The organism is Pseudoalteromonas sp. SG43-3, assembly GCF_014164385.1.
In the GTDB taxonomy this organism is placed as follows: Bacteria; Pseudomonadota; Gammaproteobacteria; order Enterobacterales; family Alteromonadaceae; genus Pseudoalteromonas; species Pseudoalteromonas distincta.
Window position 1 is genome coordinate 115,205 of record NZ_JACJFC010000002.1, and the last position, 14,460, is coordinate 129,664.

Annotated in this window: 11 protein-coding genes; 6 read left to right on the top strand and 5 right to left on the bottom strand. The window is 37.0% G+C overall.

Annotation, left to right across the window (positions count from 1 at the left end; all coding sequences use genetic code 11):
- Window positions 1–4 precede the first annotated feature (4 nt).
- Window positions 5–4,768, bottom strand: coding sequence for a PAS domain-containing protein (locus H5157_RS02370; RefSeq protein ID WP_182724042.1), 4,764 nt, complete (start codon window positions 4,766–4,768; stop codon window positions 5–7).
- A 251-nt stretch (window positions 4,769–5,019) separates the two neighbouring features.
- Between H5157_RS02370 and H5157_RS02375 the strand changes: the two genes are divergently transcribed.
- From H5157_RS02375 to bfr (H5157_RS02395), 5 genes are all read left to right on the top strand, one after another.
- A complete protein-coding gene (locus tag H5157_RS02375; protein WP_182695204.1) occupies window positions 5,020–5,886 on the top strand; it encodes a cation diffusion facilitator family transporter in 867 nt (288 codons plus the stop codon).
- A gap of 114 nt (window positions 5,887–6,000) precedes the next feature.
- Window positions 6,001–7,071 carry a PepSY domain-containing protein gene (locus H5157_RS02380; RefSeq protein ID WP_182695205.1) on the top strand — a complete coding sequence of 357 codons (1,071 nt, stop codon included), beginning with the start codon at window positions 6,001–6,003 and terminating at the stop codon, window positions 7,069–7,071.
- Window positions 7,072–7,143: 72 nt separating this feature from the next.
- Window positions 7,144–9,279 carry a TonB-dependent receptor gene (locus tag H5157_RS02385; RefSeq protein WP_182712362.1) on the top strand — a complete coding sequence of 712 codons (2,136 nt, stop codon included), beginning with the start codon at window positions 7,144–7,146 and terminating at the stop codon, window positions 9,277–9,279.
- 272 nt (window positions 9,280–9,551) lie between these two features.
- Window positions 9,552–10,022 (top strand): bacterioferritin, encoded by a 471-nt coding sequence (bfr, locus tag H5157_RS02390; protein ID WP_002958985.1) that lies wholly within the window; start codon window positions 9,552–9,554, stop codon window positions 10,020–10,022.
- Between the two features lie 12 nt (window positions 10,023–10,034).
- Window positions 10,035–10,499, top strand: a complete 465-nt coding sequence (bfr, locus tag H5157_RS02395) for a bacterioferritin (RefSeq protein WP_002958984.1) — start codon at window positions 10,035–10,037, stop codon at window positions 10,497–10,499.
- Window positions 10,500–10,564: 65 nt separating this feature from the next.
- On the opposite strand, the gene H5157_RS02400 is transcribed toward bfr (H5157_RS02395), so the two are convergent.
- Window positions 10,565–10,759 (bottom strand): (2Fe-2S)-binding protein, encoded by a 195-nt coding sequence (locus H5157_RS02400; RefSeq protein WP_002960627.1) that lies wholly within the window; start codon window positions 10,757–10,759, stop codon window positions 10,565–10,567.
- A gap of 342 nt (window positions 10,760–11,101) precedes the next feature.
- Between H5157_RS02400 and H5157_RS02405 the strand changes: the two genes are divergently transcribed.
- Window positions 11,102–11,659 carry a TMEM165/GDT1 family protein gene (locus tag H5157_RS02405; RefSeq protein WP_182724043.1) on the top strand — a complete coding sequence of 186 codons (558 nt, stop codon included), beginning with the start codon at window positions 11,102–11,104 and terminating at the stop codon, window positions 11,657–11,659.
- A gap of 61 nt (window positions 11,660–11,720) precedes the next feature.
- On the opposite strand, the gene H5157_RS02410 is transcribed toward H5157_RS02405, so the two are convergent.
- The 3 genes from H5157_RS02410 to H5157_RS02420 form a co-directional block, all read right to left on the bottom strand.
- On the bottom strand, window positions 11,721–12,245 hold the full coding sequence (locus H5157_RS02410; RefSeq protein ID WP_024608847.1) for a DUF6436 domain-containing protein: 525 nt from the start codon (window positions 12,243–12,245) through the stop codon (window positions 11,721–11,723).
- A complete protein-coding gene (locus tag H5157_RS02415; RefSeq protein WP_165723367.1) occupies window positions 12,229–13,695 on the bottom strand; it encodes a methyl-accepting chemotaxis protein in 1,467 nt (488 codons plus the stop codon). Before H5157_RS02415 ends, H5157_RS02410 begins: the two co-directional genes overlap by 17 nt.
- A gap of 148 nt (window positions 13,696–13,843) precedes the next feature.
- Window positions 13,844–14,395 carry an isochorismatase family protein gene (locus tag H5157_RS02420; protein ID WP_182724044.1) on the bottom strand — a complete coding sequence of 184 codons (552 nt, stop codon included), beginning with the start codon at window positions 14,393–14,395 and terminating at the stop codon, window positions 13,844–13,846.
- Between the last annotated feature and the right edge of the window lie 65 nt (window positions 14,396–14,460).

Consider the following 14,460-nt stretch of genomic DNA (forward strand, 5'->3'; position numbering starts at 1 on the left):
TACCTTAAATATACTGCTCTAATTTATCTTTTAAAATATCTAATTGAATCGGTTTGCTCAAGTAGTCATCCATTCCAGCGGTTATACAACGCTCTTTATCAGAGTCCATTGCGTTAGCCGTAATAGCAATGATCCTAATGTTTTTGTGTTGTATACCTGCCATACCTTTACGTATAGCTGCAGTTGTAGCAAAGCCATCCATAACAGGCATCTGGCAATCCATAAGAACGAGCTTAAAGAAACCAGAATCGTGAGACTCTAATATATCTATCGCTAATTGACCATTTTCGGCAATTGTAACGTCACAATTAAGCTTTTTGAGCATTAATGTAGCCACTTGCCGATTAATTGGATTATCTTCTACAAGTAATATTTGAGTAGGTTCCTGCACCTTTTCTTTTTTAAGAGAGGAAATATAGCCTGAAGTAACAAGTGGGAGTGTCTCATCTGAATCATTACTTGTTATGACTGACAGTGCAGAAATTAAATCGGCAGTGGTTACAGGTTTGGGGAAATATGCCTGAAAGCCTGCATTAGAATAGCGCTGCGCACCTTCCATACCAGCAATACTGGTCATCATTACAAGTGGCATTGATTTATAATGTTCATGTGCTTTTAGTGCTTTACACAGCTCTATACCATCCATTCCTGGCATTTGCATATCAAGCACTGCAATGTCATACATGCAATTGTTACTTTTATACTGCTGCGCGCACATATCAAGAGCTTCGCGTGCGTCACATGCAAGCGCAACCTTAGCGCCCCAGTGCTCAAGCTGCTGTGAAATTACAATTCGATTTGTCTCGTTATCATCAACAACCAAAACGGTTAGCTCTTCCATATTAATATTAGGAATATAACGTTCTTTTTGATCTCCCGGAGTCAGCATTATAGTGGCAGTAAAAGTACTCCCTTTACCGGCTTCGCTAGTGAGGGAGATAGCTCCCCCCATTAGTTCACAAAGCTGCTTACAAATAGCCAGCCCTAAGCCACTGCCTCCATATTCACGCGTTGTTGATGCATCGACTTGAGAGAAAGGGGTAAATAATTGCTCTTGTTTTTCTAAACTTATTCCTATGCCTGAGTCCTTTATACTTACAACAAACTCTAAACCTTGAGCTACTTTATTAATTTTCGCGCTTACAACAACCTCGCCTTGACTCGTAAACTTAACGGCGTTGCTCAATAAATTAGTAATAACTTGGCGAATGCGCCCTGGATCGCCGCATAACTGCGAAGGCTCTAGCGCTACCAGATCCAAAATAATTTCAATACCTTTGTCTTGAGCTGTAAATGCTTGTGCGGCAGCAACTTCACCAATTAAATCACGTCCATTAAAGTTAATTTCTTCAAGCTCGATTTTACCTGCTTCAGCTTTAGAGAAATCTAAAATATCATTAATTACACCCAATAAAGAATGTGCACTTTTTTTGGCTATATCTACTTTTGTTTCTATTGGTTTAGATAGCGACTCTAATTGAACAAGCTCTAGCATACCGAGTACGCCATTCATCGGCGTTCTAATTTCATGGCTCATGGTTGCTAAAAATTGGCTCTTAGCAATGGCTGCATCTTCAGCTTTCACGAGTGCTACTTTTAGCTCCTCACTAATTACTTTTCGTTTTTGAGAAACTAAAGTGCTTCCCACTAAAGTAGCTAATGAGCGAAGATACGTTTCTTCACTTTGCGTCCAGTTGTGATGCTCGCCTACTGTTTCAGCGCACAAAATACCTAAATTACCATCGCCTGTTGCAATTACAGCATCAAGCATCGATTTAATATTTAGTGGTGTTACATATGCTTCAATAAAATCAACAGTTGCTGAGTGAGTATAAACATCATCAATAGCCACTAAATTATGTTTATAAATAGCATTAAAATAAGCTGGGTAGTCTTTAGCAGTTAAAATAGCGTCGGTATCTACAAACCCTTGACCATTTATATATAAGCAATGACACGTCATCACATCTCGTTTTTCGTTAAAGATCCATATCGAAGCTCGTGTAACATTTAGCACTTCACACATAGATTTAACGGCTAGCTTTTTAACCTGTTCTACATCACTATTTTGCACCTCAGGTGCGACTGTAAGCGCGGCTAAATTTTTGTTATAACGATTTGCTTTTTCGCTCTCAAGTTCAAGTCGTTTATGTGCATCAATACTTTGAAATGAACCAAACACACGTACACATTTACCGTCTTTAAGCTCAGCTTGGCCCATCGATTTAACCCAACGCTCTTGCCCAGAATAGGTCAAAATAATAAGCTCTACACTCCAGCTTTCACCTAAAGTCACTGCGCACTCAAATAAGGTACTTATAGTATCTCGGTGTATGCCTGGTTTATAAAAGTTAATAGCGGTATCTATGCTCGGTTCAAAGTCCTCTGGTACTTCGTGAATAACTTTAACTTCATCAGACCAATAAAGTGTATGCGCATCTAAGTCCATCTCCCATGCGCCAATCTGCCCTTGCTTACTCATTGATTCAAGTAGGCTTTGCTGACGATTTATTTTTAACTGTGTATTGTAACGCTCTGTAATATCAAAAATAAATCCATCTAAATACAATATGCTGCCATCATCTGCGTAAATGGCTTGGCCTTTTTCATTTACCCAATGTAAGGAGCCATCGCGGGCTGTAATCCTATACTCAACAGACCATGACTGCTTAGCGCTAACACAACGTAGAATTTCATCTTTTATTTTTTTAGAATCGTCTTCGCATATCAAATCAAAAAAGCTGGAGGGTTCATCATGTATCAACTCATCAGGTGAATAACCTGTTATTCCACTCGCTTGCTCGCTCATATAAAGCATGCTTAATTTATTATCAAACTTACATCGATAAATAATGCCAGGGATATTTGATACCAAAGATGCAAACCTATCGCGGCTTCCTTGTAGCTCAAGCTCTGTAGATTTTCGTTCTGATATATCTAAATGCGTACCTATCATACGTTTTGGAGAGCCATCGGTATTCCACTCAACTACTTTTGCAGTATCGAGTACCCAAATCCAATGTCCATTTTTATGCTTCATGCGGGCTTCACTAACAAAATAGTCAGTCTCACCGGCAAAGTGCTCTTGAAGTTTTTTATTTGATATCACTAAGTCGTCTGGGTGAGCATATGTATACCAAGTATCTATAGTACAAGGCTCAATCTCACTGAGTTTGTAACCTATTATCTCGGCCCAGCGGTTATTAAACGTCACTTTATTCGTATCAATATACCAATCCCAAATACCCACGGCTGTTGAGTCTATCACTAACTGTAACTGTGTTTTGTGTTGCTCAAGCTCTAGCTCTTGTACTTTCAGGGCTGTAATGTCATTACGAATAGCAATATAGTTTTGCGGTTTTCCATTTTCATCTAAAAATGGTGCAATCGTCGTATCTACCCAATATATGCCACCATGCTTAGCTTTATTGCATATTTGCCCGTTCCATATATCACCACGTTTAAGCGTTTTATACATATTTTTAAAAAATGCTTTTTCGTGTTTTCCTGAATTTAAAAGGCGATGGTTTTGACCTATTAATTCGTGTTCATCGTAGCCACTAATCTCACAAAATTTCTTATTTACAAAAGTGATGGTGCCATGCAAATCAGTTACAGCAACAATAGCGTGTTCATCTAATGCACTTTTTTGCTCGGCTAATTGTTTTAATGCAATTTGAAGTGCAGAGCGTTGCTTTTGTAATATACTGTGTTGCTCTTCTTTTACGGCTACTAAATTACGTAAACCCAATGAAAGCTGGTTAAACTCAATACTGTCGTTTATTACAGGGACTTTTACCTTATCTCCTTTTGTAATACTTTCAACAATTTTAGCTAAGTTAATTAAAGGTCTAGAAAGTCGACGCCCAAACCACCACGATGACGTTAATATAAGCAGCAATGCCCCCGCATTTGTTAATAAAGCAAGCTGTTTATAAAAATTAGCACCTTGTAGTGCAACTTCTTTTGGTTTTGTTACAAGTAATTGCCATCCAGATTCATTTAAAAACTCTAGAGAATCAATATACCCGTATAAAGTCTCTTCATTTTTATTACTGTAAGAAAAAACACGTTGCGTTGGGGAGCCGTTTTGAGAGAAAAATAATGGTTGAGAATCTTCTGAATTATTATTTTTTTGAATTTTATTATTATGCATAACATAAAATGTTATGTCTTTATTTGCAGCGTGTATTTTACTTAGATTATTTAATAAGCCGTTTAAATTTATATCTGCGAGCAATATGGCTTGTAGCTTATTTTCGGTATTTACTAACGGTAAGCCAATAATATGATACTCACGCCCTGAGACTGTCATTGACTGAAATTGGATTTTACCTGTATTTTTAATACCAGAGAGTATGTTATTAAAACGTTGATCTTTAATAATATTAAAAAAGGGTGATGAAGGTAGTGATTTAACGAGGTTTACATCAATAAGTTCTACATTATTAACAAAGTCGTACTGCTCAACAAATTGCGCTATTAATTGTTGTTTTTTAGTCGGGCTAATATCAAACTGCGCCCTAAGCAAATATAGATCCTTAACATGCTCTGCAAACCAAATATCAGCAAATTGCTTACCTATATTATTAAGCTCGTTAAGTTCAGCGTCTGCATTTTGCTTAAGCGTGCTATTTACATGTCCAAGGCTAAACCAAGTAAGTATACATAGTGGCCCTAAGGCTATAATTATAAAGGTTATAATTAACTTACTTCGAACAGACTGTCCTTTACCTGTTAATTCACCAAAGTTTAAACCTTTATGCATGCTTAATATCCAGCAACTTATAATCATTTAATATTACTTACATTAATGCACTAAATATATAAAGACGCAAGTTTTGAGCGGTAAACTCCTTAAAAAATGGGTGTTTAGCGTTACAATATTAAATTCACACTTTTTAAAATATACGCCTTTATTACTAACTTATAATTAGATTTATTGACGCTACCACATCTGTAGCGGTTTTATACCAGCCATGATATAAGCAATATTTAATTAATACATTTGAGGTCATTATGGCGCACGATCACTCACATAGTCATGTAGACGAAAACCAGAGCGATAAACAGCTAACCGTCGCTGTGGTTATTAATGTATTGCTAACCGTAGCCCAAGTTATTGGCGGGGTATTTTCGGGCAGTTTGTCACTTATAGCCGATGCACTTCATAATTTAAGTGATGCTGCCGCTATATTTATCGCGCTCGTTGCACGTAAAATTGGTAATAAACCTGCTGACACCACTCATCATTTTGGCTATAAACGCGCTGAAATACTTGCCACACTTTTTAATAGCAGTACATTGATATTAATTGGTGTGTATTTAATTTTTGAAGCCATTTCGAGCTATTTAAACCCTCAACCAATTAATGGTTGGATAGTTGTGTGGGTGGCAGCAATAGCATTGATTATTGATTTAGCAACCGCATATTTAACCTACCGAGCTGGCGCAAATCACAGTATAAATATAAAAGCGGCCTTTATTCATAACGTATCAGATGCAATGGCATCTATTGTTGTTATTATTGCGGGCACCTTAATTATTTTATACCAGTGGTATATCGTTGACTTAATTGCCACTGTGCTTATTTCTCTTTATGTAATTTATCATGGCATTTTACTATTAAAGCAAAGCTGCAAAATTTTAATGCAAGCAGCGCCTAGCAATATTGATATACACGCAATATCACATGCTATTAGTAATGAATTTAATATCGAATCGGTAGTTAGCATTAAGCTTTGGCAACTAGATGATAAAGAAAATTATTGTGAGCTTATTATTGGCACTCAGCACTTAATTAATTTGCCAGCAGTAAAAAGCTTTTTACACGACAATTTTAATATTGAAAATTGCATAATAGAAATCCGACCAATCGCAAATTAAAGCCCAATTTAATGCTCTTAATAACAAGCTAAACCAAATACATAACTATTTAATTGAAAACAGCTCGTATTATCATTTACAATATTGTCATTAACTCATAATGAGATACCGTTTTTGAAACTTTGGTTACGTAGAATTCATTTAGGCCTTGCCCTAATTAGCGGACTATTTTTATTAATAGTGAGCCTAACCGGTGCTGTTATGATTTATGCAAAAGACATACAGCACCTAATAGAGCCTGAGAAATGGCAAGTAACACCCCAAAAAAACTTAATGCATTACGATGAACTTATACAAAATGTACAAGCTCAAACTAAGCAAAAAATCACCTTTTTTATGCCCGAACAAGCGCCAAACGCAGCATGGCAATTTCGGTTAGCCAATAAACACTACGCCAGTGTTAACCCCTACTCAGGGAGTGTACTAAACATCTATGAATCAACCGATACGATTTATGGGTTTGCTATGGGATTACATCGTTGGCTGTTGTTTGAAAACAGTAAAGGTGAAAAAACCTTTCGAAATTGGATGTCGGTGTGTGCATTGCTACTTTTAATAAATGTATTACTGGGCTTTTATTTATGGGTAAAGCCCAAAAACAGAGTTAAACGTTTAGCTATAAAACCAAAAGCCAAATTTAGAGTGCTCATGTATCAATTACATACAGTGCTTGGTGTTTACTTTTTTATACCGCTTATGCTGATTGCCTTTACTGGTATGGCATTTAACTGGAAAACACAAACTCAATCGGTATTAGAATTTGTGACCTTAAACAAGGTAGAACAAAGACCTAAAGCACCAAAAGTAATAACCCCTTCTCAAGCTACTTTAAACTACAATGAAGCAATTAAAAATGCAGAGAACGTATTTCCAGACGGTAAATTATATAGAATTTACTTACCTAAAAAGGATGACGAAGCAATTGCACTGAGAATGCAAAACCCTGGCGAAAGTCACGCTTACAGCTGGGTTTGGACTAACCCATTTACGGGTAAAGTATTAAACTCATTTGACGCCAGTAAAACAAACTTCACAACACAAGCATGGAACTTCAAATATAAGTTTCACATTGGTGATTTTGCAGGTCCTATCGTGCAGTTTTTATGGTTATTAATAGCCCTTTCACTCGCATTTTTTATTGTAAGCGGTGTGTATTTCTGGTTAAAACGCCATAAATGGAAATAAATCTCATTAACACTTGTGTCATTAGTTGATAATGATTACCATTACGTAAATTGTTATCAACTAAGACACCCCATGTTAAAAACTTCGCTTTGCCTTATCGCTGTTGCAATAAGTACTAACACGTTAGCAAATGAAAATAATAAAAATGAATACAATTCTGATCAATTTGAGCATGTCATTGTTTCAGGCAGCCGTATATCAGAAAGCATTGACGAAGTACCAGCCTCGATCACCGTTATTAATCAGCAACAAATACAACAGCATTTAAAAGTAAGCTCAGAATTGGGAAGTTTACTCGCGCAAATGGTTCCTGGCCTTGCCCCAGATACTGGTAGTTCAAGTAATTCAGGACAAACACTACGCGGCCGTGCGCCATTAATAATGATTGATGGCGTACCGCAATCAACCCCTCTTCGTAATGGTTCTTTAGGCGTAAAAACGTTAGACGCCAGCGCAATAGCGCGCATTGAAGTCATAAAAGGCGCAACGTCTATTTATGGTAATGGTGCCTCAGGTGGCATTATTAACTACATAACAAAACAAGCGCGTAGTGATGGTAAACCGGAAGGCGAAATAAGTATTTCAAGCCGCTTTAGCGCTGTTAAATTAGCAGAAAGTGGTGGCGGTAGAGTATCAGCCGCAGTAAACGGTAAGCTCGACCAACTAAGCTACCTGTTAACGGCAAGCTATGAAGAAAACGGCGTACAACGCGATGCACAGGGCGATATTTTAGGCTTGCAATATGGTTTATCAGACTCTGAAACTCAAAACTATTTTACCAAACTAACTTATGATTTTGACGACGAAAAGCAACTGCAGTTCAGCTATAACTTTTACAGCTCACAGCAAAAAACTGATTTAGGCGATGTTACTGGCGATGGCAATATAGGGGAAAAAACATACGCTATACACGTCCCATTAGCGCTTCAAAAACAAGGTAAACCGCAAGGCCCAGAAGGCAACGAAAATATAACCCTAAAATATGTTGATTACGCGTTGTTTGAAAACACACAAATGACCCTCGATCTGTATAAACAAAATATAGAAAACGTATTCTTTTTCTCAACCGCTTTAGCCAATCTTGATGAAGGTTATAGCGGTGGTCAATCGGTTATTAAATCAGACAAGCAAGGTGCAAGAGCTACATTTAATAGCCAGTTTGATTTTGAAAACCTAACAGCCACTCTAATCTACGGTATTGATGCCTTAAATGATAAAACATCGCAACCTTTAGTAGATGGCCGTGTGTGGGTGCCAGAAATGGACATGAAAAGTGTGGCTGGCTTTTTACAAACCAAATGGGTAATAAACGACGATATTATTGTAAAAGCGGGTGTAAGAAACGAAAGCATTGATTTGAGTGTAAGTGACTACCAAACGCTAAAACTTTGCAAAACCGTATCTCAATGTTCAGTACCATTAAATGTGCGTGGTGATACCATAAACTATGACGCTACAACGTATAATGCAGGCATAAAATACAATTTAACAGATGCATTCAGCCCATTTTTTAGTTATTCACAGGGCTCTGATATTTCTGATATTGGTCGCCTACTTCGCGCTGCAACTGTTGACGATATTGCACTTGTTCAAACACAAGCCTCAATAATCGACAATTACGAAATTGGTTTTACCTCACAGTTTGAAAACGTACGTTTTGAATTTGCTCTTTACAGAAGTACCTCAGAGCTTGGTACAAGTAATGAGTATAATGAAGTAACGGGTGTTTACGAACCCGTACGTGCACCACAAGAAATATGGGGTTACGAAGGGTTAGTTAATTATACTATTAACCAAGACCTTAAATTAAGCGCCACATACAGTTACGTAGAAGGTAAAAACACCGAAGCTGATGACTACCTAGGCGCAAGCCAAATTAGCCCACCCAAAGCAACGGCGAATGTAACGTGGCAAACAAATGACGAGCTATCGCTTGCAATGAGCTTTTTATATGTAGGCGACAGAAAGCGTTTTGATAAAAATGCACAGGGCCAATACTCTGGCGATCAGGGCCCTGTTAGTAGCTACAACACATTCAACTTAAGTGGCCAATACAATGTTAACGCCAGGTGGAGTGGGTATTTTGGAATAGAAAACCTATTTAATAGCGATTACTACCCTGCCCGCGCACAGGCTTACACCTACGGTGGATATAATATTAAAGGATTAGGCACAACCGCAACGCTGGGTGCTAAATACCAGTTTTAATTAGTGATAGACTCAATAAATAGGCATCAGCATGCCTATTTATTTAAAAAGATAATATGAAAAGCAGTATCTCTACTTATTGTTTATAAATACCTCTAGTAATCATTCTCAGATACTAATACAAATAAAAAACTGTCCATAAACCAAGCAGTAACGCAAACTTAAATAAGAATCAAAACCAATAGTAACGCAATGATTTTTATAGAGAAAACTTGCAATATAGGCTATATGTACTACACTGCATACAATTGAAATAGTTGAGGCGATTTATCATGAAAGGTAATCAAAAAGTAATCGATGCGTTTAATACATTGTTAGCTAACGAATTAGCAGCAATCGATCAGTATTTTATACACTCGCGCATGTATGACGACTGGGGTTTAAACAAACTATACGAGCGCCTTAACCACGAAATGGAAGAAGAAAAAGATCACGCAGACTGGCTTATTAAGCGCATCTTGTTTTTAGAAGGTGTACCAAATATGACTAAGCGCCGTGATTTACTTATCGGTAACGATGTAAAAAGCATGATGCAAAACGATTTAACACTAGAGCTTGAAGTAGTTGCGTGTGTTAAAGACGTCATCGCAATATGTGAAGAACAACAAGATTATCAATCTCGTAGCATTTTAGAAAAGCTGTTATTTGATACCGAAGAAGATCATGTTTACTGGTTAGAGCAACAACTTGGTCTAATTGATAAAATTGGTTCTGAAAATTATCATCAAGCACAAATGGCTTAGTAGGAGCATATTATGAAAGGCGATAAAGACGTTATTGCAGCGCTTAATAAAGTACTCGCTAATGAGCTTGTTGGTATTAACCAATACTTTTTACATGCACGTATGTTTAAAGATTTTGGCTTTACACAGCTTGATAAAGCAGACTACAAAGTATCAATTCAAAAAATGAAAAACGCTGATCGTTTAATTGAACGTATTTTGTTTTTAGAAGGCTTACCAAATCTTCAAGACCTAGGCCGATTACGTATTGGTGAAAACAGCGAAGAAATGATTGCTGCTAACATGAGTTTTGAACTCGATACTATTGACGAGTTACGAAGCGCCGTTAAACTGGCTGAAAGTAAAAAAGATTACATTACCCGTGAAGCCCTTGATCACATTTTAAATGAACAAGAAGAGCAAATTGATTGGTTAGAAACCCAACAATTACTTATTAAAAATACGGGTATCAAAAACTACTTACAGTCTCAACTGTAAATAGTAACAAGCATAAAAAAAGCAGCTAAAAAGCTGCTTTTTTTATATCTAAATTTTATATGTAATTAAGCAACTTGATCCGTTACATCCGCAATTTGAATAAGTCTGCGATTAAGGATCTTTTTAGTACAACCACAACACTTACCGCATTGGCTGCCTACTTTAAGCTCTTTGGTTAATTCACGCATGGTCGTTGCACCATCGTCAATTGTTTGCTCAATTTTTTTATCAGTCACACCGTGACAAAGACAAATATACATCAATACAAACCGTGTTAATTACATTCAATAGGTGCATACTAATCTAAACGACAATTGTTATCAATAGCTTCCTCACTAATAAATATAAATTGTTTATTAGAATATGGTATTTGTTCTCTTAACTATATTTACCTAAAAGTAAAGTTATGGAATAATGGCCGCCTCTTAGGGGAGTAGCCCGCTCAGTAATGAGTAAACTTATCAACATAATTGCACCTCAAGTGCATGGTAAGTTTGTAATGTTGTAGCAAGCGTTATCGGCGAGACCTAGGTAGACACTATCCTCATGGCGGGAGATAGTTGTTTGCCTTGGTTTAGTATTCCCGCCTGTAAGAATCAATAATGGAAGTTTTTTTAACCTCAACCGTCACTGTCACACTTGCCGAAATTGGCGATAAAACGCAGCTTTTATCGCTCCTGTTAGCCGCCCGCTTTCGTAATAAAGGCGCGCTTATTCTTGGTATTTTAGCCGCAACCTTACTCAATCATGGTTTATCAGCATGGTTTGGGCAGTGGTTAAGTAATAGTTTTTCTTCTGAATATTTACCTTGGCTTGTAAACATAAGCTTTATTGTTGTTGGCCTTTGGCTATTAGTTCCAGACAAAGACGAAGATGTAAGTAATAAATACGATAGCTACGGGGCTTTTTTAGTCGCTTTTGTATTATTTTTTATTGCAGAAATTGGTGATAAAACACAAATAGCGACAGTGTTGCTAGGCGCACAATATCAGTCTGTGTTTTGGGTAACGGTAGGAACCACGTTAGGTATGCTAATTGCTAACGTGCCTGTTATATATGCTGGTAATGCATTACTAAAAAGAATATCTCTAAACACCGTACGTGCTATTGCTGCTTGTGTGTTTGTGTCATTAGGTATTTATGGCTTAGTTACAATTTAATCAATATTAAAGCTCGAACCTGTTAATTCAAGTGCGAGCTTTAATTTTTTCTGCACGTTATTTATGCATTGTTTACACAGTAACACCCCTTGGTTTGCGTAATTAAAAGGTTGGAATTAAAACCTGCAGCTAAATTAGTGACCGCAGTTTCAACAAAGCCACTTCCTTGGGCACACGCTAATCCTTCAGAGAGCGGACCGGCATAAACAAACTCACCGTTTTTATTAATAATAACGGCGGCAGGCGTTGCCGGAATAACGTGTTTAAGCTTTGGTGTTAATTCAACTTGTACAACCTTCATAGCTTTATTGGCAGCAAAAGAGCTTAACGATGAAATATGTGGTTTAGCCTGTATGGTGCACCCGCAATTTTTTTCAGTTATAAGCACTAACGACGCTTCATTAGTGTCAACCCAGTCCAATTGCTTTTTAAAGTTATTAAACCAGTGCTTTTGCAATAAAACTTTTGAGCTATCAAACGGTTTAAGTTGCTCTAACTGAAAATAAACTAACCCTGCAACAACACAAACAAGCCATATAGCTATAAGCGAAAATACAAAAGAGTTAGATTTATTTAAACTTGGCAATGCTTTGCTCTAATACATCAATACTTACATCGATTAACTGCACCTTAGCGGTTAACTGCTGCACTATTTGCGTATCTTGGTACTGATTTTGGCGCATAGTATCAGTACTGCTTGCTATTAACTCGGTATTACCTGCCTGCTCCGCTACAACTTGTGCAACTGAGTCAGAGCTTGAAGATACTGCGGCTATTTGCTCGCTCATTGCTGAAATATTTTCTTTCATTGCAGCACTGATACTTGTTAAATCAACTACAAAACTCACACACTGACTCATTGATTGCGTTGACGTTTTACTATTATTAACAAGATCTTTTAATGTAAGACTAATTTTATCTGTTGTTGCTTTACTGTGGTTAGCCAAAGATCTTACCTCATCAGCAACAACAGCAAAACCACGACCGTGTTCGCCTGCGCGGGCAGCTTCAATAGCTGCATTTAAAGCAAGTAGGTTTGTTTGCTCAGCAATGCCTGATATTTCATTAAGAAGCCCTGAAATAACATCGCCAGCTGCCACTAAGTGATTTATTTTTTCTTCGGTATGATTAAGCAGTGTTAACAACTCTCTACTTTTAGCGTCTGTTTGAAGCACTTCTTTTAATGCATCACCTGCAGATTGTGTAATATGGTCAACTTGGCGCTTAAGCACCTCACTTTCTTCTTCTACAAGTTTAAAGCCATTGGCAACTTGAGCGCCAGAATTAGCAATATCATCGGTTTGTTGTGTGCGTTGAACCGCACCACTCGCTAACTGGTCGTGTACATCAATAAGCTCTTGTGAGTTTTTTTGCAATGATTCTGATTGTGTTTGTACCTGTTTAATAACATCAGATAAGTAATCTAGTAATGTGTTAAATCCTGCTACAGCTTCGCTTTTAGTGTCATCCGCACGAAGAGAGAGTTTAATGTTTTCAGGATCTTTCATTATTTGTTCTGTCGCATAACTTAAAGATAAGCCCGCACGACGTTCCCGTTGCAGCGTTTTTGCAATATAGCCTGCAACTAATACTTCAACTATTGCGTATCCAGCATGAATTAGCACCGTAGTAAAAGCGAGTCTATCAGGGTCAAATACGTAAAAACCCGTATTTTGAGTTTGTAAATAATAAAAAGATAAATGATGTACCGCTACAAAAATAATAGCGGTAATAAACACTCGCCACTGTACAAAAACAATTAACATGGGCATTAAAATAAATATTTCAAAATGGACTTCAATCAGCCCAAAAGTTTGTTGTATGTGCAAAAAAGAAAACATCATTATGGCGGCAGCTACCACATGGGGGATAATAGGGCTATCACCTTGTGTTTTTAAAAGCCATATAGGTAATAAACACAATGGCAAACCTATCATAAAAGCCTGCGCTAATGTGTCGAAATACAAGCCTATAGCAATAGACTCGACAAACAAAAGACTGAAAATAATTGTAAATAACCGGCCAATACTAGACATAAAAACCTTAAAATTGTTGTTTGCATTGTTGTTTTATAAAGCAGTCTGCAATATACGTGTAAAAACGAGTTTCAGTTCACTGAACACAATAATAAACTACCGACACATCAAAAAGTAATACATTTGATTTATATTATATACATGTGGTCTACTTAATTATAGGCAGTATTTTCTTAAACGTAGGCGTTGCAGCTTTTTTTGTCCATTGAAAAATAACTATTTCAGCGCATGAAATTACAGCTCCAGCTTGACGTAGCTGCTCAATCGCCAAATTTTTATGTTGCGGGTTTCTCGAACCAACTCCGTCGTAAACAATAATAACTTCAAAGTCATTTTCTATTAAATCTAAGCATGTTTGTAAAACACACACATGTGCTTCAGTGCCCACAACAACAACTTGCTTTTTACCATGGCTTTTTAACGTATCAACAAAACCAGGCTCTGCACACGCACTAAAGTACGTTTTATGAAAATACATGGCATTAGGTAACGTATTTTTAATTTGCTGATTAGTCTCGCCCAAACCTTTCACATATTGCTCCGTTACTAAACATGGAACGCCATGAATAATACCCGCTTGAGCTAACTGCAATGTGCTTTTTAAAATATTCGGAAAATCTTTAATTGCAGGAGCAAGCAACTCTTGTAAGTCTATAACTAATAACACGCTGTTTTTTGCATCAATATTAGAGAAAAGCACTATACTCTCCTTATAAGCATTTACTATTATCTGTATAGAGTAGCTCACTATTTAAAAATAGAACT